The sequence below is a fragment of the Paraflavitalea speifideaquila genome (assembly GCF_032395985.1).
GTDB lineage: Bacteria > Bacteroidota > Bacteroidia > Chitinophagales > Chitinophagaceae > Paraflavitalea > Paraflavitalea speifideaquila.
Window position 1 is genome coordinate 8160055 of sequence record NZ_CP135920.1, and the last position, 25231, is coordinate 8185285.

General features: G+C 42.9%; 34 protein-coding genes and 2 pseudogenes. 18 read left to right on the top strand and 18 right to left on the bottom strand.

All coding sequences use genetic code 11. From position 1 onward, the window contains the following. The first annotated feature begins 12 nt into the window (after positions 1–12). The 9 genes from RS881_RS56075 (at position 13) to RS881_RS56115 (ending at position 6168) form a co-directional block, all read left to right on the top strand. Complete coding sequence (locus tag RS881_RS56075; RefSeq protein ID WP_315818733.1) at positions 13–195, top strand: hypothetical protein; 183 nt, start codon at positions 13–15, stop codon at positions 193–195. 663 nt (positions 196–858) lie between these two features. Further along, positions 859–1128, top strand: coding sequence for a hypothetical protein (locus RS881_RS56080; protein ID WP_315818734.1), 270 nt, complete (start codon positions 859–861; stop codon positions 1126–1128). A 68-nt stretch (positions 1129–1196) separates the two neighbouring features. Continuing rightward, the gene (locus RS881_RS56085) at positions 1197–1433 is read left to right on the top strand and encodes a hypothetical protein (RefSeq protein WP_484557611.1); all 237 of its coding nucleotides are present in this window, start codon (positions 1197–1199) and stop codon (positions 1431–1433) included. A 134-nt stretch (positions 1434–1567) separates the two neighbouring features. After that, positions 1568–3154 carry a DHA2 family efflux MFS transporter permease subunit gene (locus RS881_RS56090; protein ID WP_315818735.1) on the top strand — a complete coding sequence of 529 codons (1587 nt, stop codon included), beginning with the start codon at positions 1568–1570 and terminating at the stop codon, positions 3152–3154. A 46-nt stretch (positions 3155–3200) separates the two neighbouring features. Next, positions 3201–3449 carry a hypothetical protein gene (locus RS881_RS56095; protein WP_315818736.1) on the top strand — a complete coding sequence of 83 codons (249 nt, stop codon included), beginning with the start codon at positions 3201–3203 and terminating at the stop codon, positions 3447–3449. Beyond that, positions 3428–4105 carry a TolC family protein gene (locus RS881_RS56100; RefSeq protein WP_315818737.1) on the top strand — a complete coding sequence of 226 codons (678 nt, stop codon included), beginning with the start codon at positions 3428–3430 and terminating at the stop codon, positions 4103–4105. Before RS881_RS56095 ends, RS881_RS56100 begins: the two co-directional genes overlap by 22 nt. Beyond that, positions 4057–4509, top strand: a complete 453-nt coding sequence (locus RS881_RS56105) for a TolC family protein (RefSeq protein ID WP_315818738.1) — start codon at positions 4057–4059, stop codon at positions 4507–4509. The genes RS881_RS56100 and RS881_RS56105 overlap by 49 nt, the downstream gene beginning before the upstream one ends. An 838-nt stretch (positions 4510–5347) precedes the next feature. Beyond that, positions 5348–5782: an SDR family NAD(P)-dependent oxidoreductase gene (locus RS881_RS56110; RefSeq protein ID WP_315818739.1), complete on the top strand. Its 435-nt coding sequence runs from the start codon at positions 5348–5350 to the stop codon at positions 5780–5782. A 20-nt stretch (positions 5783–5802) separates the two neighbouring features. Continuing rightward, positions 5803–6168, top strand: a complete 366-nt coding sequence (locus tag RS881_RS56115) for a Rossmann-fold NAD(P)-binding domain-containing protein (RefSeq protein ID WP_315818740.1) — start codon at positions 5803–5805, stop codon at positions 6166–6168. Here RS881_RS56115 and lysS read toward each other — a convergent pair. Then, positions 6165–7682 (bottom strand): lysine--tRNA ligase, encoded by a 1518-nt coding sequence (gene lysS / locus RS881_RS56120; protein WP_315818741.1) that lies wholly within the window; start codon positions 7680–7682, stop codon positions 6165–6167. The genes RS881_RS56115 and lysS overlap by 4 nt on opposite strands. 359 nt (positions 7683–8041) lie before the next feature. Here lysS and RS881_RS61335 point away from each other — a divergent pair, with 359 nt between their 5' ends. The 4 genes from RS881_RS61335 to RS881_RS56130 all read left to right on the top strand — a co-directional run bounded on the left by RS881_RS61335 (position 8042) and on the right by RS881_RS56130 (position 9709). Beyond that, a complete protein-coding gene (locus RS881_RS61335; protein ID WP_350340360.1) occupies positions 8042–8326 on the top strand; it encodes a PH domain-containing protein in 285 nt (94 codons plus the stop codon). A gap of 27 nt (positions 8327–8353) precedes the next feature. Continuing rightward, positions 8354–8698, top strand: a complete 345-nt coding sequence (locus RS881_RS56125) for a PH domain-containing protein (protein WP_315818742.1) — start codon at positions 8354–8356, stop codon at positions 8696–8698. Further along, a complete protein-coding gene (locus RS881_RS61340) occupies positions 8671–8772 on the top strand; it encodes a hypothetical protein (RefSeq protein ID WP_350340361.1) in 102 nt (33 codons plus the stop codon). Before RS881_RS56125 ends, RS881_RS61340 begins: the two co-directional genes overlap by 28 nt. 97 nt (positions 8773–8869) lie before the next feature. Then, on the top strand, positions 8870–9709 hold the full coding sequence (locus RS881_RS56130; RefSeq protein ID WP_315818743.1) for a PH domain-containing protein: 840 nt from the start codon (positions 8870–8872) through the stop codon (positions 9707–9709). 129 nt (positions 9710–9838) lie between these two features. Here RS881_RS56130 and RS881_RS56135 read toward each other — a convergent pair whose 3' ends face one another. From RS881_RS56135 to RS881_RS56150, 4 genes are all read right to left on the bottom strand, one after another. Further along, entirely contained in the window at positions 9839–10558 is a 720-nt protein-coding gene (locus RS881_RS56135) for a flavin reductase family protein (RefSeq protein ID WP_315824945.1), read from the bottom strand. Positions 10559–10774: 216 nt separating this feature from the next. Continuing rightward, positions 10775–10948 (bottom strand): hypothetical protein, encoded by a 174-nt coding sequence (locus tag RS881_RS56140; RefSeq protein WP_315818744.1) that lies wholly within the window; start codon positions 10946–10948, stop codon positions 10775–10777. 32 nt (positions 10949–10980) lie between these two features. Beyond that, positions 10981–11790 carry a fumarylacetoacetate hydrolase family protein gene (locus RS881_RS56145; RefSeq protein ID WP_315818745.1) on the bottom strand — a complete coding sequence of 270 codons (810 nt, stop codon included), beginning with the start codon at positions 11788–11790 and terminating at the stop codon, positions 10981–10983. Positions 11791–12024: 234 nt separating this feature from the next. Then, positions 12025–12336 carry a hypothetical protein gene (locus tag RS881_RS56150; protein ID WP_315818746.1) on the bottom strand — a complete coding sequence of 104 codons (312 nt, stop codon included), beginning with the start codon at positions 12334–12336 and terminating at the stop codon, positions 12025–12027. Positions 12337–12745: 409 nt separating this feature from the next. Between RS881_RS56150 and RS881_RS56155 the strand changes: the two genes are divergently transcribed. Together RS881_RS56155 and RS881_RS56160 are read left to right on the top strand one after the other, a co-directional pair. Then, positions 12746–13180: a helix-turn-helix domain-containing protein gene (locus RS881_RS56155; protein WP_315818747.1), complete on the top strand. Its 435-nt coding sequence runs from the start codon at positions 12746–12748 to the stop codon at positions 13178–13180. 31 nt (positions 13181–13211) lie between these two features. Beyond that, complete coding sequence (locus tag RS881_RS56160) at positions 13212–13598, top strand: nucleoside deaminase (RefSeq protein ID WP_315818748.1); 387 nt, start codon at positions 13212–13214, stop codon at positions 13596–13598. Between the two features lie 130 nt (positions 13599–13728). Here the strand turns inward: RS881_RS56160 and RS881_RS61345 are convergent, their stop codons facing one another. The 3 genes and pseudogenes from RS881_RS61345 to RS881_RS56170 form a co-directional block, all read right to left on the bottom strand. Beyond that, positions 13729–13833, bottom strand: a complete 105-nt coding sequence (locus RS881_RS61345; protein ID WP_350340055.1) for a 3-keto-alpha-glucoside-1,2-lyase-like domain-containing protein — start codon at positions 13831–13833, stop codon at positions 13729–13731. A gap of 68 nt (positions 13834–13901) precedes the next feature. Next, a pseudogene (locus RS881_RS61350) lies at positions 13902–13994 on the bottom strand (3-keto-disaccharide hydrolase); the annotation flags it as partial. 98 nt (positions 13995–14092) lie between these two features. Continuing rightward, positions 14093–14452: pseudogene (locus RS881_RS56170) on the bottom strand (3-keto-alpha-glucoside-1,2-lyase-like domain-containing protein); the annotation flags it as partial. A 211-nt stretch (positions 14453–14663) separates the two neighbouring features. Here RS881_RS56170 and RS881_RS56175 point away from each other — a divergent pair. The 3 genes from RS881_RS56175 (at position 14664) to RS881_RS56180 (ending at position 15952) form a co-directional block, all read left to right on the top strand. Beyond that, positions 14664–15107 (top strand): superoxide dismutase, encoded by a 444-nt coding sequence (locus tag RS881_RS56175; protein WP_425476331.1) that lies wholly within the window; start codon positions 14664–14666, stop codon positions 15105–15107. After that, positions 15107–15271: a Fe-Mn family superoxide dismutase gene (locus tag RS881_RS62140; protein ID WP_425476332.1), complete on the top strand. Its 165-nt coding sequence runs from the start codon at positions 15107–15109 to the stop codon at positions 15269–15271. The genes RS881_RS56175 and RS881_RS62140 overlap by 1 nt, the downstream gene beginning before the upstream one ends. An 87-nt stretch (positions 15272–15358) precedes the next feature. Beyond that, positions 15359–15952: a hypothetical protein gene (locus RS881_RS56180; protein ID WP_315818751.1), complete on the top strand. Its 594-nt coding sequence runs from the start codon at positions 15359–15361 to the stop codon at positions 15950–15952. Between the two features lie 112 nt (positions 15953–16064). Here the strand turns inward: RS881_RS56180 and yidD are convergent, their stop codons facing one another. From yidD to porG, 10 genes are all read right to left on the bottom strand, one after another. Further along, the gene (yidD, locus tag RS881_RS56185) at positions 16065–16298 is read right to left on the bottom strand and encodes a membrane protein insertion efficiency factor YidD (RefSeq protein WP_315818752.1); all 234 of its coding nucleotides are present in this window, start codon (positions 16296–16298) and stop codon (positions 16065–16067) included. A 41-nt stretch (positions 16299–16339) separates the two neighbouring features. Then, complete coding sequence (gene rnpA, locus RS881_RS56190; protein ID WP_315818753.1) at positions 16340–16693, bottom strand: ribonuclease P protein component; 354 nt, start codon at positions 16691–16693, stop codon at positions 16340–16342. A gap of 105 nt (positions 16694–16798) precedes the next feature. Beyond that, positions 16799–16954, bottom strand: coding sequence for a 50S ribosomal protein L34 (gene rpmH, locus RS881_RS56195; protein WP_026309617.1), 156 nt, complete (start codon positions 16952–16954; stop codon positions 16799–16801). A 204-nt stretch (positions 16955–17158) separates the two neighbouring features. After that, positions 17159–17929 (bottom strand): DUF6252 domain-containing protein, encoded by a 771-nt coding sequence (locus RS881_RS56200; RefSeq protein ID WP_315818754.1) that lies wholly within the window; start codon positions 17927–17929, stop codon positions 17159–17161. Between the two features lie 241 nt (positions 17930–18170). After that, entirely contained in the window at positions 18171–18995 is an 825-nt protein-coding gene (gene murI / locus RS881_RS56205; RefSeq protein ID WP_315818755.1) for a glutamate racemase, read from the bottom strand. 179 nt (positions 18996–19174) lie between these two features. Continuing rightward, positions 19175–19684 carry an OmpH/Skp family outer membrane protein gene (locus RS881_RS56210; RefSeq protein WP_315818756.1) on the bottom strand — a complete coding sequence of 170 codons (510 nt, stop codon included), beginning with the start codon at positions 19682–19684 and terminating at the stop codon, positions 19175–19177. 99 nt (positions 19685–19783) lie between these two features. After that, positions 19784–20296 (bottom strand): OmpH/Skp family outer membrane protein, encoded by a 513-nt coding sequence (locus tag RS881_RS56215; protein ID WP_119052383.1) that lies wholly within the window; start codon positions 20294–20296, stop codon positions 19784–19786. Positions 20297–20455: 159 nt separating this feature from the next. Further along, complete coding sequence (locus tag RS881_RS56220; protein WP_315818757.1) at positions 20456–23185, bottom strand: BamA/OMP85 family outer membrane protein; 2730 nt, start codon at positions 23183–23185, stop codon at positions 20456–20458. Between the two features lie 110 nt (positions 23186–23295). Beyond that, on the bottom strand, positions 23296–24057 hold the full coding sequence (gene uppS, locus RS881_RS56225; protein WP_315818758.1) for an undecaprenyl pyrophosphate synthase: 762 nt from the start codon (positions 24055–24057) through the stop codon (positions 23296–23298). Between the two features lie 300 nt (positions 24058–24357). Then, positions 24358–25224, bottom strand: a complete 867-nt coding sequence (gene porG / locus RS881_RS56230) for a type IX secretion system protein PorG (protein WP_315818759.1) — start codon at positions 25222–25224, stop codon at positions 24358–24360. Positions 25225–25231: the final 7 nt, after the last annotated feature.

Below are 25231 nucleotides of genomic sequence, written 5' to 3' on the forward strand. Positions count from 1 at the left end.
ATTGATTTTTATGTGGAACGCATTATTAATAACCGGCGCTTTCACAGCATTATGAGCCAGGAGTACAACACTGCCCGGTCGCATGAGATCAAGGAACTTATTACCAGCATTAAAATGCAAAACCTGGAGCGGATCAAAAGATCATTACCGATGGGCAGCGCAAACAGGTATTCCGCAAGATCGATGTTGAAATGACCCTGGCCACAATGATGGGCACCATCACCCAGGTTATTAATTCAAAAATGTGTATTGTGCTTTATTGCGCATTGATACACAAAATGAAGAAGAATACCAGCAGAAGATCACACATAGATTAAAAACACACCTTAAAGAATTATTTCACGCACACCTTGTAGGTAAATAGTAAACGTAGTATAGTTATGGAAAATCAACCAACCACACAAACTCCCCTAAAAAGAAGTCCCCTGTCCGGTTTCTTATTATAGGAATTATTGTAGCACTAGTCAGTTATTTTGGTTATAACAAAATAATCTATGCCTTACGACATGAAAGCACCGACAATGCACAGGTAGAAACACAACTCATCCCTGTTTTACCAAGAGTGGCCGGCTATGTAAAAAGTATAGCAGTAAAAGATTATGATTCTGTAAAAACAGGCCAGTTGCTGGTAGAACTGGATGATGCCGAACTGCAAAGTCAATTACTTCAACTCGAAGCCGATTACCAGGCAGCCCAGGCCGATCTAAGCAATGCCAAAGCAGCGCTGAATAATGCCCTGGTTTCACTCCGGGTAAATAAAGGCGATATTGATATCAACCAGGTAAAACTGGAGAAGGCCCAAAAGATTATACCCGCAATAAAAACCTCTTTGCCGAATCGGCCGTTACCCAAAAACAATTGGACGACGCTCGTTATGATTATGAAACATTGTCAAAAGAACTCGACAATAGCCACAATGACCTGGCCAGTGCCGAAAGCCGTATCAGCGTATTACAAGCTGCCGTACAAAAGGCAGCTGCTAATATTGAGGTAAGAAAGGCCCAGATCGATCAACAAAAGTTGAAATTATCCTATACCAGGATCTATGCCCCCAAGCTGGTAAGATCGGTAAAAAGAATATATCCGAAGGCCAATATGTACAAGCGGGCGCACCATTATTTACAATAGTAAATGACACCACCTATTGGATTGTCGCCAACTTTAAAGAAAACCAGATCACCCGGCTGCATCCCGGAATGCCCGTTGATATTGAGGTTGACGCATACCCCGATCTGAAATTGAAAGGGTCAGTAGAAAGCCTTAGTGATGCCACGGGAGCACGGTTTGCTTTATTGCCTCCCGATAATGCCAGTGGTAACTTTGTAAAAGTAACACAACGTATACCCGTTAAGATTGCAATTAGCGATATGACCCAATACAAGGAAGTACTGAGAGCAGGTTTGAGTGTGTTTGTAAGCGTTCCACTGAATTAATAAGCAATAGCATAGAATTGCCTTCATCGATTGATGGAGAAAACGATGTTCTTTTAATAGAGAATACCGTAACAGGGATTATTATGCCACACTTAACCATTCACGACTGTCGATTCACGAATAATTAAATTAGTATGTCCAGTCCAAAAGGATTTGCCAAATTCATAATAGTACTCACCACCGTAACGGCCGCCGTTATGGAACTGATAGATACCTCTATCGTGAATGTGGGTTTAAGCGAAATGGCGGGTAGCCTGGGTGTTAACATTGAAGATGTAAGCTGGGTCATTACCGCCTATGCCATAGCCAATGTGATCATCATCCCGATGACCGGTTGGCTGGCCGAATACTTTGGTCGTAAGAATTATTATATCGTATCCATGATCATTTTTACCCTGGCCTCCTATATGTGTGGCCAGTCAACAAGTCTGGTGGAACTGATCATCTGGCGATTTATACAAGGTATTGGAGGCGGTGCTTTATTATCTACCTCACAAGCTATTTTATTCGACGCCTTTAAGCCCGAAGACCGGCCCATGGCGGCCGGCCTCTTTGGAATGGGATTGATATTAGGTCCCACCCTTGGACCTACCGTTGGTGGTTACCTCATAGAACATTATTCATGGCCCTGGATGTTTCTCGTAAACCTGCCCGTGGGTGTTATAGCTACTATTCTAGCCATGGTATTTATTGATAAAAAGGAAGGAGAAGGTAAGAATAAAGCCAAGATGTCTGTAGACTATATGGGCATAGCATTGCTAATGGTAGGCATTGGTTGTTTACAATTTGTACTCGAAAGAGGAGAATCCGAAGATTGGTTTAGCAGCAACGCTATCCGCGTAAGTACGGTGTTGGCAGCGATAGGCGTAATTGGGTTTATTGGATGGGAGTTAAAGACACCTACACCAGTAGTGAACCTGCGGGTAATGAAAAAGCGGAGTTACGCGTTCACTATCGTTTTTACTTTTGTAGCTGGTTTAGGTCTCTTTACTTCCGTATTCGTTTACCCGGTTCTGGCACAGCGCGTACTGGGCTATTCAGCCCTCGAGACAGGCTTATCCCTCCTGCCACCCACCCTGGCCGGCGTGGTCATGATGCCCGTCATAGGCCGCATGATGAGTAAAGGCGTCTCCCCCATCCCCTTCATAGTAATAGGTTTTATCTTATTTGCCATTTACTGTTGGACCAGCGCAGGCGTAAGCCCCGATGTAGGCCGTTGGGCATTCTTTATTCCCTTGCTCATCCGGGCCGTCGGTATTTCAATGTCTCAGTTGCCATTGATCAACCAGGCCGTAGCAGGCTTACCTCCCAAAGATTATGCAGCAGGTATCTCCCTCAACAATATGATCCGTCAAATAGGAGGGGCTTTTGGTATTGCCCTGGCCAACAATTTTATCAGCCAACGTTATGCCCAACACAGGAATGATATGGTTGCCAATACCTATGATGGTGCACCCGCATTGACCGAAAGAGTGAATGCCATATCCAATAATATGTTAGCCCAAACAGGAGGCGACTTAACAACGGCCACCGCCAAAGCCCATAAAATCATTGACCTGGCTGTCGACAAACAGGCCTATTACCTGGCCTATCTCGACACCTTCAGGCTCATTGGGATTTTCTTCTTGCTGGTACTACCCTTAGTAGTATTCCTCCGGGTGAAAAAGAAACCTGTCCTTAATACCAAGGCAGTAAAAGAAGCAATGGAGGCGGCACATTAACCTTTAACCAGTAACAACAATGATGAAGCGAACAAATATAAGTAGTATGAAAAGTTTAATAAGCGGAGCCTTGTTATTGCTGCTGATGCAAACAACATTTGCGCAGGAAACTCCCATTAAAGATGAGCAATTAAATGGATTGATACAATCCGCTATTACTAATTACCCCCGTATCAAAGAACTCGAAGAACAACTTAGGGCCGATGATGTAAAAAAGAGATCATCAAATCCGGGTACCTGCCTACTGTCAATGCAGATATCAACTACCAGTTTATGGCTCCTTCACCTAAAGTAGAGTTTGAAACGCCCGCCGGAAAAAGCTCCCTGGCATTCCAGCCCTACAATAATTATAACGGAGCCATTACCGTTAAGCAGCTCATCTATGATTTTGGAAAAACAAAATTGCAATTGGACAGAAATGAGGCAACACGGGCTTTGAATGTGGAAGGAGTCGACAATACTAAGAATGCCATAGCATATCAGGTAGCTCAGATCTATTACAATATTCAGTTTCTTCAAAAAAGCATACAGGTACAACAGGACCAGATCAACTCCCTGAAAGAAAATGAACGGCTCATACAGGCTAAAATAAAAAATGGCGATGCCCTCGAATATGACTTGCTTACTACTCAGGTACGCACCGCCAATGCCACCAATCGCCTCAATGACCTCCAAACCCAGCTGGGAAAACAATATGTACTCATGCAATGGCTCACCAATATCGATACCAGGGATAAGATTGCAGCCAGCGGCACCAATACCTACCGTGAAGATGCCTTGAACCTGGTGTTAGAGCCCGGCAACTGGAAAGCCGTTAATTCCGACGCCAAACTGATTGAAAAGCAAATTACTGTATTCGAATACGATAAAAAGAAGCCTCCATTAGCTCTAGGCCCAATATTATGGGGTCTGCCAGCGGCGGTGTTCGCAATGGTATTCAACCAGATATAGACCAGTTCCGGTTAAATGGCACGGTCGGGGTAGGCATCGCCATCCCTATCTTGTCATCCGACCGGCCCAAACTGCGGCAGAAATTAACCCAGGTACAAATAGAATCCGCCAAACGGTCCATGCAAACCCTGGAGTCTAATATCCAAAAAGACCTGGCCACTGTACAACAAGATTATAAAGGAATCCAGGAAAAACTAAGCAATACCAATGTCCTGGTCTTACAGGCAGAACGAGCCTATAAGTTGGCCCAGGTACGCTTTAAAGAAGGATTGATTACCAACGTAGAACTACTGGATGCGCAAACCAATGTGGAAAATGCCAAATTACAACTGGTTCAATTGCAATACCAGGCCCAGTTGGATAAGCTGGAAAGCCATAAAGTAGTAGGATCAAGAATATTTTAACATACATTGACCGTTTTGGTCCTTACTGAGAGGGGACCATGTTTTAAAGGTGACGGCTACGCTTCTGCGTGGCCGTTTTTCTTTAATTATTGTGGAAGATTAAGCGTCAAAATATTACACAACCAAACAATTATTAAATTTTTATCATGCATTTTGATATTAAGAAAACTATTTACATGAAAAATACGTTCGTTTATGTAGGTCTGTTTTCTTTTGCAGATCATGGTTTTGAGTGAGGACGGCCGCGCGCCCTTGAGCGTGGCCGTTTTTTTATATGCCCCCTCGCCCCTATTTATTTATTGGAGAACATCATCCGTAAGCCGGCACCCAGGCCGGCCTGTGCCTAAAATAGAAACAGTCCTGAAGAAATTTCAGGACTGTTCAAAAACTTTTGTACGAAACCTTACCAACAAAACTGGGTCATCAATAGGTACAAATTTTACTTCTTTCGTAGGATCTTGGACAACTTGGATTTTGGATTTTAACAATGTTCATTGAGTGATGCAGGACCTTTGATCGTTCTTCGGTTTTTGGATTTTAGGGCGTCCTTCCCGGAGGTTGGACTGGTTTATTTCAAAGGATTTGGCCTGGATATTGGATTCGGTTTTTTGGATATTGGCGTCCTTGTATCAATCAATCAACAATACAAACATAGAGACTAACTCCTTAAGTTGCAATAGGATATTTGCTGCGTTGTAAAATTTCGTTAAATACCGGGATCATCGTAAAAATACCGTCACCCCATTTAGTACAACCACCCTATATTTTTAAAGCTATAATAAACCCGTTATATTTATAGTTGTAATAAAAAGTTGTACATCTAAAAATCGCTTGTTATATGTCGTTTGAAAATAAAACAGTATTAATTACAGGTGGCAGCCGGGGCATAGGAAAAGCGATTGCTTTACGCCTGGCAAAGGAAGGAGCCAATACAGTTATTGTAGGTAAGACCGCCGAACCCCATCCCAAGCTGGAAGGAACCATATTTACTGCAGCTGAAGAAATTGCCAAGGCAGGTCCTGGAAAGGTACTTCCCTTACAAGGTGATATCCGTTTTGAAGAAAGCATCCAACACATTGTAAAAACCACCGTTGATACATTTGGAGGCATTGATATCCTGATCAATAATGCCAGCGCCATTAATTTATCCCCTACCGAGCATACAGAACCCAAACGGTGGGACCTGATGCATGGTATCAATGTAAGGGGCACCTTTTTTATGTGTCAGGCCGCTATTCCACACCTTAAAAAGCCCTTAACCCACACATTTTAAACCTTTCCCCACCACTGAATATGGATCCTGCATGGTTTGCCAAACACCTGGCCTATACCATGAGTAAATATGGGATGAGTATGATCGTGCTGGGACTAGCCGAAGAAATGCGTACCCACCGTATCGGGGTCAATGCGCTATGGCCCAAAACTACCATTGCAACAGCAGCTGTTAAAAACCTGCTCGGAGGAGATTTCCTGATGCAACGCAGTCGTACACCGGATATCGTAGCAGACGCTGCCTTCCATATCCTGCAAAGGCCCTCCTTCGAGAATACCGGCAACTTCTATATTGACGAAGAAATATTAAAAGAGCAGGGTATTACAGATTTTACCCCTTACGCTGTAAACCCTGATCAGAAGCTTATGATGGATTTGTTTATCTAACCATTGAACACCTCCGGCCGCATTTGTGGAAACAACAGTACATCCTGGATACTGGGCTGATTGGTCATGAGCATACATAAACGATCAATGCCAATACCAATACCCGCCGTAGGCGGCATACCGTATTCCAGTGCACGCAGAAAGTCATAATCAATGTACATGGCTTCATCATCACCTCGTTCCATCAACTTTACCTGATCTTCAAACCTGGCGCGCTGATCAATAGGGTCATTGAGCTCACTATAGGCATTGGCTATTTCCTTGCCATTTACCATCAGTTCAAAACGCTCTACCAATCCTGGTTTGCTGCGGTGTTTCTTGGTAAGCGGACTCATTTCAACCGGGTAATCGATGATAAAGGTGGGTTGTACATAGTTGCCTTCACACTTTTCACCAAAAATGGCGTCCACCAGCTTACCCTTACCCATGCTGGCTTCGGGATAAATACCCAATGACTTGCAAGCCGCTCTCAAAGCCGTTTCGTCCATTTCACTCACATCAATACCTGTATGCTCTTTAATAGCATCATAAATACTAACACGTTTAAAAGGAGCTTTAAAATCGATGGTTTTATCACCCACTTGTACCTGCGTGGTACCATGAAGGGCAATAGCTATCTTTTCGATCAATTGCTCGGTGATCTCCATCATCCAGTAATAGTCCTTATAGGCTGTATACCATTCCAGGACAGTAAATTCGGGGTTATGCGTACGATCCATACCCTCATTACGGAAATTGCGGCTGAACTCATACACCCAATCAAATCCACCTACAATCAATCGCTTGAGATACAGTTCATTGGCAATACGAAGGTAGAAAGGCACATCCAAAGCATTGTGATGTGTAATAAAGGGCCGGGCAATAGCCCCACCAGGAATGGATTGTAATACAGGCGTATCAACTTCCAAAGCTCCCTGTGCGTTGAGGTATTCACGAATCGTATTGATCAGCTTGGTGCGCTTCAGAAAAGTATCTTTCACATCCGGGTTCACGATCAGGTCGGCATAACGTTGCCGATAGCGGAATTCTGGATCAGTTACCGCATCAAATGTTTCCCCTTCCTTCTCCTTTACCACTGGCAATGGCTTCAGTGATTTGGTAAGTAAGGTAAACTCCCTCACATGAACCGAAGTTTCGCCGGTTTTGGTAGTAAACACATATCCTTTCACCCCAATAATATCTCCCATGTCCACCAGGTGTTTCCATACTTTATCGTAAAACGACTTGTCTTCGCCGGGAGCAATTTCATCACGCTTGATATACAGTTGAATAGTACCCGTACTGTCCTGTAACTTGGCAAAATTGGCTTTACCCATATCCCTCACATTCATAATACGACCAGCCAAACATACATTGGCAAAATCAGCCTTATTCTCTTCGCCTTTATAGTGCTGTTTGATATTGGCGGCTGTATTGCTAACCGGGTATAATGGAGCCGGGTAAGGTTCAATACCCAGTTGCTCTAATTCCTTCAGTTTCTCTCTCCGGATAATCTCCTGTTCTGATAAATGCATGTAATAAATTTGAAATTTTAGCTACCAATGCGGATGCCTCACCGGTAAAACGGTTGCAAAAATAAGTATTTCGGAGAAGTTGCCGGTATTATTGCACCAGGGCTTGGGGCTATAGGCCCCTTTTGCCTGCCATCAACAATAAACATTAAGCACTATTTTTAGCACATGGAATTTCTGAACGACCAGGTACATATTGAAAACATACCCCGGGTGGAAAACACAATCCTTACCCCTATAGAGCCATCTTATCTCAAAATTTTACGTTGGGAGTGGCTCACCCTAAGCATATTATTGGGTATACTGGTCGCTGTTTTGCTCTATTTCATAAAACCCTGCAGCAGCCCTTGCGTATCGGCCTAATGATTGGCGCTTGGGTACTTATAACGGCTGCCTGGTATTGGTTGCAGGAAAAAGCTTTTAGCAATAAGGCCTACGCCATACGGGAAAAGGATGTCATTTACCGCAGCGGATGGATCATCCAAAGTACCCATACCTGTCCTTTTAACCGCATTCAACACAGCGCAGTAACAATCGGACCTTTCGAAAAAGATTTGGACTGGCTAGCCTCGTGCTGTATACCGCCGGCTCTAACGAAGCCGACCTACGTATACGAGGACTGCAGGAAGCAACTGCCTGGACCTTAAAAGAGTGGATTAACAAAAAGATAGCCGATGAACCCCGTAACGGAGAATAACTGGGGCATTCCCCAAAGACAAGCAAAAGCAGGTTTGGTAATCATAATAGCCAAAGCTACCGTTACCATTCTGAAAACCCTTGGCCCCCTATTATTGGTATTGTTGGTCAAAAACAAGAAAGGTATAGATATGCTTGAGGTCACACTCATGGCCCTGCCGGTTATCATTTTGGTACGTTCACTAATTGGCTACTTCTATTTTCGCTTTTTCATTGCCAATGATGAACTGATCATCCGTAAAGGACTGATCAGCAAAAACCATTACCATCCCCTCCAAAAATACAGGCAGTTCATATTGAACAAAACTTATTACACCAGGTAGCCAAAGTTGCCAAAGTAAAGATTGATACCGCAGGAAGCGAAAAACAGAGGCTGTTATTGATGCCATTGAAGTAGCTAAAGCAGAACAACTAAAAGAATTTCTGCTCCTGGAAAAAGGCAGGTTGCAACCGATGGTACCGCTCAAATCCCTCCACAAAGAGACATCCCTGTCATGCGCTTATCGGTGAGTGATCTCTTTAAATTGGGGCTTTCAGCCAATCATATACAGGCATTTTTCATAGTCCTGGCTTTTAGTGTATCGATGTTACAAAACCTCGAAGAGATCTTTGGTGACCGGGTGATCAGAGCCGTAAAGGATTCTTCTTCTGAAGTTGGTTTATCTGTAATATCGGTATCATTGGTGATAGCTTTTGTGCTTTGCATTTCCGTATTTGTATCCATGATGCGCATACTGTTGAACTATTATGATTTCCAGCTTACAGAATCTGCACAGGGGTTTAAGATTAAAACAGGATTGATCAATACCAGGCAAAACCTTGTTCCCTTTTCCAAAATACAGTACATATCTTGGGATGCCAATTGGATACGCCGCAAAATAGGCTTGTTCAATATGGAGTTTCACCAGGTCATGACCGATGATGAAAACAATAAAAAGCAACGGGTAAAAGTACCCCTTACTCAACCCGCATATATTGAGAAACTATTGGCTCACTATCACAACCTGGTACAGCCATTAGCTCTAGCCAATTATGGCATTCATCGTTCTTATACCTTCCGGCGAACCTTATTAATGGGCATAATACCCGTAATTGTATTGTTATCAATTTTGTTGCTCACCTATTGGAATCCTTGGCTCTTCCTGATCTTATTATGGATACCTATCATTGCATTACAAGCATTTATCTTCCGGCGCAATTTCCGCTTATTTGTAGCCGCCGATGCCTTACAGGTGAACAGTGGAATTTGGGGCAGAAAAACACAAATCATTCGCTGGTATAAAACACAGCAGGTGAATATGGAGCAGTCCATTTATCAACGAAAAAGGGGTTAGCCACACTACATTTATCCACTGCAGGAGGAACCATTACCATACCATACATACCATTAAAATTGGCACGACAAATACAGGATTTTACCTTGTATGAGGTAGAACGTGAATCAAGGGCATGGATGTAGCCCTTTAATTGTTGGCCAGCAATACCTGCCAGGCGGCTATTACATTTCCACTGTCCAATAACTCCTTAGCGTATAGCTGTAATTCTTTTTCCATCTCATCCGGGTTGACGGAATAGTATTGAATAATATTCTTCAACCTGTCGTCATGAAAAGCGGGATCTACTGACGGCATATCATGAACATTGGCCAACTGACCTAAATGATTGCCGGTAAGTATACGGCTGCCGCGAATAGGCATCGGCAAGGCATCCAAACCAATACCCAGTTTAATATTTGGTTTTTCAACTTGAAATAAATTGCTTTCATCCACCCGGCAATACCAATCGCCTCCTAAACGGGCTATATGATGCAACTTTCGCTGATCGATAAACCCTTTTTCATTCAAAATGCTATCATCAATATGCATCACCATTACCTCACAAATAACCAGGTTACCTGCTCCACCCTCCTCTCCTAATACTTTCACTTCCCGTACAAGGCATTCCATTTTCACCTTGCTTTCCTTTACCATGGGCGGGGTAATGGTAGTCGCAGCTTCGGCAGTAAAACCTGTTTTAACAAACTCATTGACTTCTTTGGGAAAATCGCAACTGGCCAGGCTCATTTGCTGTACCATTGCATAATCTACAATATTGATCACCACCTCAGGTACTTCCAGCACATTTTGCAACGTGTGTTTGGTGCTATTGTCTCGTACACGTCGTGAGGGAGAAAAGATAACAATGGGTGGCTGGGTAGAAAAAGGTTAAAGAAGCTAAATGGGCTAAGATTTACCTGCCCATTCTTATCAATTGTACTGGCAAAGCACACCGGTCGGGGAGCAATGGCATGCTGCAGGAAGTTTTGCTTTTGTACCGTTGTTAGTTGTTTAAAATCCAGGATCATAAGACAATGTTTTGTCAACTATAAGCAGTATTCAGAAAACTATATCGCTCAATTATTAACCCTGACTGATCTTCTTCCTTGCCAGTATTGAGAAATCGTCTTCCTCCCTTACAATCGTATTGTTAAGGATACCCAGTCCATCAATTTCCATTTCAACCACATCGCCTTCTTGTAGCCATTGGTCTGTATAATTAGGATTATTGAGTTTGCCGGTTCCATTTAATTCCAAAAAGCAGCCAGTTCCAACTGTGCCACTACCAATCACATCACCTGCAAAAGATTAACTCCATAAGAAGCCCTTTCAATGATCTCGGCAAAAGTCCAGTCCATATCACCCACATTGCCATCACTTACCTGTGTACCATTTACGCGGCATTGCATACGAAGGTTCCAACTTTTGCCTGTATGCCCTTCTTTGGCCGGAATTTCATATTGTTCTAGTTCATCCAGTGTTACCAGCCAGGGGCCAATTACAGTTGAAAAGTCCTTCCCCTTTGCAGGGCCTAGGTTTAATAACATTTCCTCCATTTGCAGGGTACGTGCACTCATATCATTCATGATCATTAATCCTCCGATATATTGATCGGCTTCTTCTGCCCGGATATTGCGTCCCTGTTTGCAAATAACAACCGCCGCTTCCAGTTCAAAGTCCAGCTTTTGAAAATGATCAGGCATGCAGGATATGCTGCCAGGTCCTTGAATAGCAAGGTGATTGGTAAAATAAAAAATGGGGTATTGATCAAATTCCGGGATCATAGGAACCTTTCGGTTGCGACGTGCAGCTGCCACATGCTGCCTGAACGCATAGCCATCTCGGCAGGAGGTAGGAAATGGTACTGGCGCCAATACGGTAGCCGATTCCAGCATAAAGCCTTTCTCCCGGCTTATCCTTCCTTCACGGATCATTATTTCCCCACCCTTCGCCATCGAATAAGCATCTTCCCAGTAATTCAGGAACATACTCATATTGTGAGGCAGGTCCGGGTGCAAGGTTTCCATATCATACAATAAACCATCTACCAGTATTGCCAGGCGATCATGTCCTTCCTGGAGGTAAGAAACCAGTTTCATAGCAGCAAAATTTAGAGGCTGCAATATATGGAAAAAGCCGCGCGGATTGGCGAATGTATAGTTCAGTATGGGAAATCGCAACAAAGGCATTGAATGCCAGCTAGCAGGTTCGTTTAGCGTGGATTCTCTTTCAGCTAACGGTTAGAGTAAAGGGGTTTCGAATAAGATTCGTATTGGGTAGTAAGAGAGAGGGATATAAAATAAGCGAATGGCTAAAAGAGTAAATGAACTTGTTCAAAGGGCATCATTTTTCTTTCTGGATTTGTGCTTTTTACTGGGTGGTTGTTGTAACAAATAAGCAGCTTCTGCCAAAGATTCTAATTTTTCATAGAGAAAGATCAGGTTACTACGTTCACGGCCTTTGGCATAGGTACCATTATCCGAGCCAAGGGCCGTTAATAACCAATCCCAGAGCAATTCTCGTAAATCTTTTAAGTGATAGCATTCAAAAAAATAGTTTAGTACAGCAGTCGGTTCTTGTACTTGTTCCTTGGTAAGGCGGAACAACTGATTGCAGTTTTGTTTTTGTTTGTTAGATGTTTGCATAGCCCATTGTTATTTAATGAAGGAATTGATCATTTATTCTACTGCGAAAGTGTAATGTCTATCCACATGACTAAAAGAATACTATCCATGCCATTTGCCTTGGAACGGTAAATTAAATCTAATAGAAAAACGGAATGCCCGGAATGGATCCGTATAGAACTATAGGATCATTCAGACGCCACCTGTTGTCATACACGTGTTTTTAGGTAGTATCATCTATGCAGCAGCTTGAAGTGTATTGTAATTGCCGGGCAGTTCGTGATTAGGATGATAAATTATTTCTCTGGCCCGGTTAAAGTGTATTTATTTTCTGCTGCACTCAATTTATAAATATTAAATATATTTATAAACACAAATGTATACAATCCCTTTATGCCTGCCAATTTTTTTAGTAAAAAATTTAAAAATCATGGAGCAGTCTTTAAACTTTTTTGGTAAGAATTTGCAATTCCTGCGCAAGGAAAAAAAACTGCGGCAGCATCAAATGTTTGATAGTCTTGGGTTTTCGCGCACAACCTGGTCCAACTATGAGCAATGCAGAACGGCCCCTTCACTGGATGGGTTGATTAGAATATCCAGGTTTTTTGGCGTTAGCTTGGACGAATTGATTGCGGAGGATATTGAACAAAAGTTCGAGGGCAGGAAGTATAAGAAATATGCCTACAATGAAACCATTTCGATGGTAGAAGAGCCCGCAGCCGGATTGGATTATATCAAAAACAGGTTGGATAGACTGGAAAACGAGGTGGGAATTATTAAGAGTTCAAGGGAAGAATCTCCTTTTAAGGTACCTGCTGCTGATCTACGACCTCAGCTTTACAGCGACAACGAAAAAGCGTTTTAAGGACGCTATCCAGGTTTTACCTTCGCAAGGTATGACTGATGAATTCTACATGCAGCAAGCGCTAAAAGAAGCGCAGAAAGCCTATAGTGAAGAAGAAATACCTGTAGGAGCTGTCGTTGTGCTGAATAACAAGATCATTGCACGTGGACACAACCAGGTGGAGCGGCTGAATGACCCTACAGCCCATGCAGAAATAATTGCCCTTACTTCAGCCTTCAATTTCCTGGGTGCTAAGTACCTTCCGGAAGGCACCCTGTATGTTACATTGGAGCCTTGCCTCATGTGTACAGGCGCATTGTATTGGAGCAAGATCAGTAAAGTAGTTTGGGGGCCGATGATGAGAAAAACGGGCACAAACGGATCACAGGTAGTAATTGGCCATTCCACCCAAAAACAGAAGTTACAAAGGGCGTTTTGAAGGAGGAGTGTGCAGAATTAATGAAGCGTTTCTTCAGAGATAAACGCTAAACGGTTTACCGCTATTTATGGAAATTGTTATAGTAAAACCATCTCACCTGGCGTGAAATGGTTTTACTATTAAGGTAGTATTACAACTTGCGCAATTTTACATTCTTAAACCAAACGCCACCTCCATGATCCTGAAGTGCGATATGTCCTTTTTTATCATACCGTACAATTTGGCATCTTTCCATTTACTCTTGGCTTTAAGCGCCTCCCATTCTGGGGTCCATAGATCAAAGTCTACCACTTTTATACCATTTAGCCAATGCTCTACATGGGCGCCATTTACCACGATCCTGGTTTGATTGTATTCACCGGCAGGTTTAGCGGTAAGGCTGGTAGGAGGATGCATGGCATAATCAGATCCACTTTTTGCCAATCTTCCAGTTTGTCAGGATATCCTGCATCATCAATTAATTGATACTCGGGGCCGGTTTCATAGGTGGCCTTATTACTTTCTTCTACCCGATATATTACGCCACTATTAAACCCTTTATTGATCTTCCAATCAAAACTTAGTTCAAAATTGTCAAATTGGTCTGCCGTAATGAAATCTGTACGGTGGGCCAGCTTCCCCTCTTTACAATGTAATTGGCCATCGATGACCTCCCATCCATCTGAGGGCTGGTTTCGGTAAGGCCGCCAGCCATTGGTCGTTTTGCCATCAAATAATAATATCCAGCCGGCTTTCTTTTCGGCAGAAGTCAATGTATTGTCTTTGGCTTGAAGTGGTTTAAAGGCCATAAAACCAATGCTGGAAAGGCCCATAATACAGCAGGCAACAATGAGTTTTGCTTTGGATAAGTACATAATTATGGAATTGAATGAGGATAAAACTGGACAGTAAGTTACTATAAAAATTCAATGCCCAAAACCTTTCCAGCGAGCGCTTCATTCAATAGAACCCTATTAATCCCTGGGCTGACAGTATTTGAATTGGTCAATCAACCAATGACCTGTAAATTTGTTATCCTTTCACGATTAACGGAAAGACTATTAAATAATTTAAAACTTTATAGCTATGGCATTTACATTACCTGCGCTTCCTTATGCACATGAGGCTTTGGAGCCGCATATCGACACATTGACGATGCAAATTCACCACGGAAAGCATCACCAGGCTTATGTTGACAATTTGAACAAAGCTATTGCCGGAACTCCAAATGAAAATAAATCATTGGAAGAGTTGGTGAAAGTTGCGGGTACTATTAGCCCTGCTGTACGCAATAACGGTGGAGGTCACTGGAATCACAGTTTCTTCTGGGAAAGCCTGGCACCCAATGCTGGTGGTACCCCCACTGGCAAGCTGGCCGACGCTATTGCTGCCACTTTTGGTTCTGTTGATGAGTTTAAAGAAAAATTTAATACTGCGGGTGCAACCCGCTTCGGCAGTGGATGGGCCTGGCTCCTTGTAAAAGATGGTAAACTGGAGATATCTTCTACCCCTAATCAGGATAACCCCTGATGGATGTAGCTGAAGTAAAAGGCACCCCCATTCTCGGTGTAGATGTATGGGAACATGCTTACTACCTGAAATACCAAAACAAACGTCCAGACTACCTGAAAGCTTTCTGGAACGCAGTAAACTGGACAAAAGTAGCAGAGCGCTTTGCAGCAGCTTCCAAATAAGCAAATGAAAAAATTTCCGTTACTTAGCAATCCCGGTATTATCACCGGGATTGTTTTTTATCCTACAAACCTTTCAATTGTTAACACATGAAATTATTCTCCCTTCTTACGGTTTGCCTGCCTATCGCCCTGCTTTCCTCCTGTTCAGGTGGCAGCAAAAGTGGAAAAACACTTGTTGTAATATCCAGCGGTAAATTACAGGTAGATAAAACCAAGCCCGAAACCATAGGCTTTGAACCCAGCAATCAGCATAATGAAGAAATTTTATCCTATAGTGGCGATACCAAAGTCACAGTAACCGTAAAAAGCACTACTGGTGATAAAACTTATGAGCTTCCCGACAATGGAATTTACCTCTTGAACCTGAAGAAGGATACCCTGATCGGTAGCATAGTAAATTTTGGATCCAGCGGAATGCCTACCGCCATTAGCACCCAACAACTAGAACATATCATTGACAGTACCCAGCAGCTACTCCTGGGTCAAAATGCCAGCGATGCCAATAAAACCTATTTCCTTACACCAGGTTCTATAAAAAAGTTAGTGCCAATGAAGGCGCCAAAATCCTGGGGCCCTATAATGCTATTCCAGCCAAAGTGGAAGCCGATAAAGATGGCAATGCCCCAGAATTCTATAAGTTTTTCACCAATGCTCAAAAACGTGAGTCATTGGGTGATCTGATTAAGAGATTGCAGAAGTAATTTGATAGTAATACCAGGCACAAGCGATAAGCAAGGAAAGGTTGATTACAATGAGCCTCTTGATCTTTATCCCTTGTGCTTTTTTATTTCCGTTATGGAACAGGGTCATACCCTTTTCCTCCCCAGGGATGACAACGGCTAATACGTTTAATGGCCAGCCACAGCCCTTTAAATGGCCCGTGTTTCTTTAAAGCTTCCGCAGCATAATAAGAGCAAGTAGGTGTAAAACGGCATTTATTAGGTCCCAGGATCGGGGAAATAACCCACTGATAGAATTTAATGAGGGCGAGGAAGGGAAGGCTAAGTAGCTGAAGGAGGAATTTCATTGGCTGCCTTTATAAGACGGTTCAAAATTACGGCGATCTTTTCATTCACTATCAACGAATCCGGCAGCTCTTTGCCAGTATAAATAAGGAAAATAGCAAAAGGTATTCTTTTTTTCCTGCAGCAAGTCCTGAAGAGGTATTTTCTGCACCCGGTAAGCCTCCCTGGTGACTCTTTTGATCCGATTGCGGTCTACTGCATGCTTAAAATTCCTGGTACTTACTCCTACACCGAATTGTGGTAAAATATTATTAGGCTGTAGAGCTGAGGCATGCCGAACAAGGTAATATACACGATAAGGGAATACAGAAAAGCTCCTGCCTTCTTTGAATAGCTGGTCAATAAGCTTACGGCTTTTGAGACGTTCTTGTTTGCCTAATGTGAGCTTTTTCACCATACAAAATAAAATAGCCCTGTATTTTGGCTATCCTTAATACAGGGCTATCAGCTAAATATTTTACAATCCCCAGCATCTGCCAGGAGAGGAAGATGCCAAAGAAGACTATTTCAGCTTTCTCTCATCAGAAACGGTCAGCTTCTTACGACCTTTTGCACGGCGGCTAGCCAGTACTTTGCGACCATTAGCTGTTTGCATACGCTTACGGAAACCATGAACGGTTTTACGACGGCGACGATGAGGTTGGAATGTACGTTTCATATTATCTTACTCTTTTTCACTTTTTTGAAATAAGGATCGGGAGAAGCGATCCGGGTTTCAGTTTCAGGCCTGCGGGTCACCACACCTACAAGTTTGTGAAAGGACGGCAAAGGTAATAAAAGCAGGGCAGATGTGAATAACCTGGGGTTATTAATTTTTCATCCTCCCTAATAAATTGAAAATCTACCTGTTATCATGTTTCACTTACTGATATTTCACAGAAAACGACCCTTCCGTAAGCTGTGCAGAACCCGAACCGACAAACTCTTTGGCTTCAAAATTAAAAGTGCCTTTAATGACTTTGCTAGTAGTGTTATGTTCAGAGATAATCAGTTTACCCGATGTAGCAGACATGGTAACACCACCCTTAATGTAAAGGCCTACTACATCACCAAACTGCACAAAATCATGCGTTCCCACAGCAATGTCGGAAGGTAAGGAGAGACCTACTGTTTGAGAAACATCCAACTCTGTAGCGTTGATCATCAGCTTACCCATTAACACCACGCCCGAAACATTTTTGCCTGTCCAGGCTGTACCATTAATCTTCACCTTGAAATCCGCATCCGCGCCTGTAGTTGGAGGCAGTTCCGTTGTATATTGTAGGTCTTCAAAAACTCCTTCCGTAATTACCACTTGTTTGTCGTCCATTTCACGGAACATCTTAAAACTGAATGTGCCTGAAATGGTCTTATTCGTCTTATCAATTTTTGTAACTACAACTGTGCCACCAGCATCATTGAGGTCCTTTCCTTGATTGGTGGTATATGAGTTCTGATTTATTTCATTTTCATCTGTAAGGGCTGCTCCATAAAGCGATTGTTGATTTAGCTGATAGGTAGCGACGCCCTTATCTTCTAATTGTATCAATATTGATTTCTTATCATTACTGACCCCTGTAATAACTATATAGCCTGCAAAAATTGAGGCCCCCGCAACTTTATCTGCTATCCATTGCTTGCTATCAATCTTCATTTTCAATACTCCCTTTACCGCCGAGCCCCCAACGCAGTTTCGTCACTCACTTCCTTCTGGCAAGAGACAACAGAAGATACCATCAATAAAGCCATCAAAGTGCGTAAAAGCTGTTTCATGATATAAAAAACGTTTATATGAATACGGTCACCCATTAAGGCCCCTGTGCAATTAACCTATTTTATAGGAAAACCTGATAGGCTTGCAATTAAAAATTTACGAATAGGTAAAACTCTTGTGATCATAAAGCCAGGTGTTTTGAACGCAATGGCTCCCCAAAGAAAATACTGGCATGGTTATCAAAGTCCTCGGCCGAATCAGTCGTATAGAAATTGCGCGTACCCAGTCTGCTACAGCGTTGTTCAATTTCCGGATGCCGCTGCAAGTAATCCACCAGGCTATTGGCTACAATTTCACCCTGTGATATAAGGGTTATCCCGCTGGGCAAAAACTGTTGTATTTTATTCTGCAGCAAGGGGTAATGCGTGCAAGCCAACAACAATACATCAATGTCTTTGCCCTTACCAACAATATTTTGCAAGTGTTTCTTTACAAAATAATCAGCCCCGGGACTATTGTGTTCGTTGTTCTCTATCAACGGTACCCAAATAGGACAAGCCTCCTGGAATACATCAATTTCGGGATAGAATTTCTCAATTTCAATGGTATAGGATCCCGACTGAACAGTGCCCGTTGTGGCCAGGATGCCAATCTTTTGCGTTTGGGTAAATTTTCCAATTATTTCGGTAGTTGGCCTTATTACCCCCAGAACCCTGTTACCGGGATTCAGCCTTTCCAGGTCATTTTGCTGGATGGTACGCAATGCTTTGGCAGAAGCCGTATTACAGGCCAATATGACCAGGGGACAACCTTGTTCAAAAAACCATTCCACACATTGTAGCGTATAACGATAGACCGTTTCAAAAGACCGGTTGCCATAGGGAGCACGGGCATTATCACCCAGGTACATATAATCATATTCAGGCAGCTTCCGGAGGATTTCTTTCATGACAGTGAGCCCGCCATATCCAGAATCAAAGATGCCAATGGGTTGTGATGTAGGCATGCGTAAAATTAACTGATTAAGCCTTAAAAGACTAAGGGCTTAGCGAGGTTATTAAACCTTACTAAACCCTCAGAATAACATAAGTTAAGGAGACTACTATGGCTTACCGCCTGTTGTAGGCTTAGGGCCTGTAGGCTGGTTTCCACCAGCAGGAGGCAACTTAATATTCAATTTTTTAGCTACCAGAGGCAGAATATCTTCAGCAGGAGGGGCAACCAGTAAAGCTTCTTTTCGAAAACAAATACATAGCTGTTTTCTTTAGCTACAGCCTGAATAGCATCATAGGCTTTCTTATTAATAGGCTGAATCAGCTCTTGCTGTTTTTGTTGCAGTTGTTGTTGGATACGCTCTTCTTCACCACCTAATTCCTGGCCCATTTTAGTGAGTTCAGTTCTTTTTACCACTTTAACGGCTTCAGTGAGCGTAGCAGAATCCTTATTGAATTTGTCTATAGCGGCGTAGAAAGCATTTTGCTTATCGGTAGCGTTTTGTACCAGTGCGTTACGGTAATCTGTAAGCAGGGAGTCTGCCTTACGGGTTTCAGGCATAATGCTCACCACTTCCTGTGAGCTGATGTATCCGATTTTAGTCTGGGCATTTACCTCACCAGCCACCATCAGGCCCAGGGCAAACAACATACCTGTAAAAACTTTTTCATGCGTTTCATTTTTGTTGTTAAGGCCACCCAAAGCCTAGTAGTTGCTGCTTCAGGTGTACGGTTTGTTTTATTTAAAATTTAAGTTGAAAAATGAGTCTATGAAGTTGTTCCCTGGCTATTGTTTTCACGATTATTTAACACCTAATTCTTTCAATACATCCTCACTCCGGTCCAGTTTAGGGTCGGCAAAGATAACAGTAATTCCTTCACTTTTGTCCAAAATAAAATCGAATGCACGGTTCACTGCTATTTTCTGGATGGCATTGTAAACCTTATCCTGTATGGGTTTTATCAATTCCTGACGCCTTTTAAACAGATCCCCTTCAAAACCAAAGCGTTTGCGCTGCAAATCACGCAACTCTTTTTCCCGAACAAAGAGTTCATCTTCCCTTTTCTTCTTCAATTCTTCACTGAGCATTACCTGTTCAGCATCAAAATCCTTATACATTTTATCCAGTGCAGCTTGCTTATCGTCAATTTCTTTTTGCCATTGAATACTGAACTGATCTAGCTTCTTTTGGGCATCTTTATATTCTGGCATTTTATCGAGAATATACTTAGTATCAACAATACCATACCGTTGTGCAAGCGAAACACAGGTAAAAGCCAGTAAGCAAAAACAGATGAGCATTATTTTTTTCATAGTGCTTTGTTTTTAAAGTTGATAAGATAAAAGGTACAAAAGGTCTATTCAACCGGCAGGCTTCGTAATTCCACAAACTAGCCAGGTTTATAAATATCCCCATATTCCTGAATATCGCAAAAATTCAGGTGCCCAAACTTTGTATAGCGGGATATGGACCTATTCTGGTTCAAAACCAAGCATGAAGGTGAAGCGGGCTGCATCACGCAACTTACCATTGGGCTTCAGACGGTCAAATCCAACACCATAGTCGAAGCCGAGTAACCCGAACATGGGCAGGAAGAAACGCATACCTACCCCGGCACTTCTGCGGAGGCGGAAAGGATTATAGTCTTTATAATCGTACCATCCGTTGGCAGCTTCAAACCATGCCATACCATAGATAGTACTGTTTGGATTGGTTGTGAATGGATAGCGCAATTCCAATGTGTACTTATTAAACATTGTAAAGAACTGGCTGGCATTCTGCTGATCAGGGTTCACCTTGGGGTCAGAGTTCTCATACACCGGATAACCACGGTGTGCAATGATATCATATCCTAAGATATAGTTACCATTGGCAAGGCCGGCATCACCCACCTGGAATCTTTCAAAGGGAGAATAGGCCAACTTATTATTGTATCGGCCCATGAATCCGTACTTGGCAGCAGCACGCAATACGAACTGACGGCTTCTGTCGGAGCCCATGGCTTTACCAATAGGTATAAACCATTCTGCATTGAATCGCCATTTATGGTATTCCGGGAGCTTATAGCTATCCTCGGTAGTAATGCTATTATTAAATAATGAATAAGGTGGAGTAAACTGCAAGCTGGCCAGGAAGTTAGAACCACTGGTGGGGAACATAGGGTTAGGGCCAGCAGAATTACGTTGCAGCGCAACTTTGAAACTTAAGTTATTGGACACACCATTCTTAAAATCCTGAGTGAACAAAGGATAATTATTAAGCTTATACTGAGTATAGCTTACTGAATATACCAAAGTGAAATAGTCATCAGGCCATTTCAATTGCTTACCCAAAGAAACACTCACCCCAAAATTCTTAAGCTTATTGGTATCGCTGAAAAAATAGCGACCACTATTATCAATACCACCAGTACGGAATATACTATTGTATAAACTTACAGTCAGCGAGTTTCTCTTTTTACCTCCCAGCCAGGGCTCAGTAAAAGAGAAGTTATAGGATTGGTAAGCCCGTCCATTAGATTGCACACGCAAGCTAAGTTTCTGACCATCACCCGTAGGTAATGGATCCCAGGCTTCTTTGCGGAAAATATTCCGGATAGAGAAATTATTAAAGGATACACCAAGGGTTCCCGTTAAACCGATACCACCGCCCCAGCCGGCGCTCAATTCCAACTGGTCTGAAGATTTTTCTTCCAGCGTATAATGGATATCCACCGTACCATCTTCCTGATTGGGAACCGGGTTAATACCAATTTTCTCCTGGTTGAAAAAGCCCAATTGTGCAATCTCACGATTGGAACGGATCAGGTCTTGACGACTGAATTTATCACCAGGCAGGGTACGTATTTCACGGCGAATTACGTGCTCTTTGGTTTTCTCATTACCCGAAATAGTAATGTTCTTAATGGTAGCCTGCGGCCCCTCCATCATACGGATCTCGAAATCGATGGTATCATTATATACCGCCGTTTCAACTGGATCGGCCTTAAAGAACAGGTAACCGTCATCAAGGTATAAACTACTGATATCGCCACCTTCGGGTGAAGCTTGTTTACCCAGTTTACTATTGAGGATCTCCAGGTTATAAGTATCACCTTTCTTAATGCCCATTAAGAAGTTAAGAATAGAATCAGAGTATTTGGTATTCCCCTTCCAGGCGATGTTACCAAAATAATAGCGGTGGCCTTCATCTATTTTTAATCCCACCCTTAAATTACCTTTCTTATTATAGGTTTGAGGCTTGGCTTCCACAATGGCATCCCGATAACCGAGTGAGTTATAGTATGCCAATATATTATCCATATCCTCTTCAAACTTCTTCTCGTTGAATTTGGCAGAGCTGAATAGCTTGAAACGGAAATAAGGATCCAGGAAATCCTTGGTTTTACTCAAAGAGAGGAAACCACCTTCTTTCAGGTAATCTTTGAATGTAGTATGTTTCTGACCAGCCGTATCCGCGGAATCTTTAGAAGGGAACAAGGTGAGTTTGCTCATTTCCTTGGTACCTTTCATCTTCTTCTTGAGCTTGAGGTCAGTCACACTGCTATTCCCATCAAAACTAATATTGTCAATCCGGACCTTATGTCCTTTTTGGATATAGAAGTTAAGGATGACCGAGTTGGGTAATGCGGGATCTACAGCTTCCTCGATACGAACCGAAGCACTTTGGTATCCTTTCTCTGTATAGTAAGTTTGAATAAGTTGCTCTGCGCTAATCTTGGTATTCTCTGTTACTACCCGTCCAATTACGAGGTTAAGTTTATTACGCAGGTCTTCTTCTTCTGATTTGCGAGTATTTCTAAAGAAGTATTTTGATAAGGCTGGACGCTCGGTTACCTGGATTTCGAGATAGAGGTTGGTTCCCTCCAGGCGGGTAAAGTAGATCTGTACGTTGGAGAAAAGTCGTTGATTCCAGAGGTTCGTGATGGCTTTACTGAATTGGTCGCCACCAGGAAGATTCACCTTATCACCCACATTTATCCCGGCAATGGAAATGAGCAGCTGCTCATCATATCTTTTAGTACCTGTAACCTTAATACCCGCAATAGTATATTCCTTGGGGTTCCTTGCATGCATGATCGCTTCCAACTCGGGATCAATGGAGGTAGGGATAGTATCGGTTTTTTCCTGGGCAAACGCTGAACTTACAGAAAAGGTCACCAAAGCCAGTAGAATAGCGGAAAAAGTAAACGTACGCTGCATTCCGGGTTGTTTAAGCTGGGGCAAATTAAAGGGATTTACTTAAGATTAACTTAAAAGTGTTTGTTAAAAGAAATGCGGTCGGTGTGATTTGTTGGGATTTTACGACAAACTTATTGGCTAAGGGGTTCCTGCTGCAGCTGATCTCCAGTTTTTCCAAAACGCCTTTCCCTGCGCTGGAAGTCAATAATGGCCTCATAAAGGTTCTCCTTACGAAAATCAGGCCAGCGTACATTAGTGAAATACAGTTCTGCATAAGCCAATTGGTAAAGTAAGAAATTGCTGATACGGTACTCACCACTGGTGCGAACCATGAGTTCCGGGTCGGGGAAATTGCTGGTGGTTAAGTATTTCTGTAAGGTGTCCTGTGTAATCGTATCGGGGTCCACTTTCCCTGCTTTTACATCTCCCGCAATCTGTTTAACAGCCTGTACCAATTCCCAGCGGCTGCTATAGCTAAGGGCCATAATGAGATTGAGGCCTGTATTACGGCTGGTGATCTCCAATGATTCATTCAACTCCTTTTGAGCATAGGCAGGCAGCATGTTCATGTCGCCAATAACATGGAGTTTAATATTGTTCTTATTCAGGGTCTCCGTCTCATTCCTGATAGTATCTACCAATAACTCCATGAGCCCACTGACCTCATATTCCGGACGATCCCAGTTTTCGGTCGAGAATGCATACAGCGTAAGGTATCCAACGCCCAGTTCTGCACAACCTTCCACGATATCGCGCACGCTTTCCACACCATGAAAATGGCCATATAAGCGATCCTGACCTTTTTCCTGTGCCCAGCGCCCGTTACCATCCATGATGATAGCAATATGATGGGGAAGCCGCTCCAAGTTAATTTGCTCCTTAAGGCTCTGCATTACCTTATTTTTTTGAGGTGCACGAAGGTACAAAAAGATTAGGTGGGATGCTTTTTTGCAGGTTATTAATATTGTGGGGTAAACGGGATACAGCCCTTCCGATAAAGGTTTTACCCGATAGCTTCCCAATTTAGTATCATTTGAGGCTCCCTCTTTTTCTGGCTTTTAATCGCCCCAAACAGGCGGCTCTAGGTTTTCTATGGAACCATTGGAGGCTTTTGGCAGGAAATAGGCGCCTGCTGTAGAAAAAACAAACCGGCCCTGGAGGAGCCGGTCTGGACTATTTTAGTGAAATTTCGATTAATTGGCGGTCGGGCAACGATAAGAGGTCAGGTTGAAGGAAAAAGTCAGCTCAGCTAATACGTATTGATCCTTCTGTTTGGCAAAACCACGCTGGCGGCCTGCCAAGCCGATACGCTCGGGACTGGTTTCATATGACCGGTCCTGCAACAGGGCTGCCTGCGATAATGAATTATCCGGTAGTTTGGCAAAATTATCGAGGCCCACATATGTTTTGCTCACATCGTCCAAATAATCCGTGGTGGTAAACCTGTAAACAACTTCCAAACCTATATTCATACGGTCATTGAGTGCGTATTTTATGCCTACACCCAAGGGAAGGCAGATAGCCATGGTATTGTAAGGTTTCCGATCTTCATACCCGGGAATATTAAGCCCCTGACCTTCAGTGCCTAAGGGACGCAAAAACACTTTCTGCCCATTCAGATAAGCATAAGGATCATAACTAAATACCCCTACACCCATGGTCACATAGGGTGTGAAAGAGTGGTAAGGATCGCCCGGCACAAATTTGAAGAAGTTAAAATCTCCTTGCAATGCCAGTTCAAAAATATTGCTATTAAAGCTCAGGTTCCTTTTACGCTGGTATTCATTATGGGTATTGTACACATCCGAATAGCCCAATTGTGCAAAGTGGGCGGCCACCCTTAATCCGATATAATTGCCAAATTGCTTGCGAAAGAATGCGCCAACTGCCAGCTTGGGCCGATTGAACTTAGCCCTGGTATTAAGGTCGCCAAAATAATGAGCAGCTCCGACTGAAATGCCAAATTCACCTTCCTGCCGGATTGCTTCCCATTGTGCAGAAGCAGGTTCTACTAATGATACACCAAGGATCAGGAATATTACAACAGCCAGTTTGTTCATATCCGCA